The sequence below is a fragment of the Bacillus sp. N12A5 genome (assembly GCF_026790125.1).
GTDB lineage: Bacteria > Bacillota > Bacilli > Bacillales > Bacillaceae > Bacillus.
Map to the genome: position 1 here is coordinate 355 of NZ_JALAMR010000033.1, position 238 is coordinate 592.

Annotated in this window: 1 pseudogene; it reads right to left on the bottom strand. The window is 41.6% G+C overall.

Annotation, left to right across the window (positions count from 1 at the left end):
• Positions 1–238 (bottom strand): annotated as a pseudogene (locus MOC09_RS20025) (protein prkA); the annotation flags it as partial.

The following is a 238-nucleotide window of genomic DNA, read 5'->3' on the forward strand; positions in this document are numbered from 1 at the left end:
TATGCGGGGCAATATGAACATCCGACACATCGCTTTCTGCAATCATTTTTTCATAAATTCTCTCTTCCTCAGACACTTTTAAATTATAAGGGACCGGCATCACAATGATTCTTGAGTGCAGGGCTTCATTCTTCTTATTAGAAATAAATGAGCGATACTCCGTTTCATTCGTGTGAGCCACGATCAGTTCATCAGCAGAAATTAACGCAAATCGCCCGGCCTTGAAATTCCCTTCCTG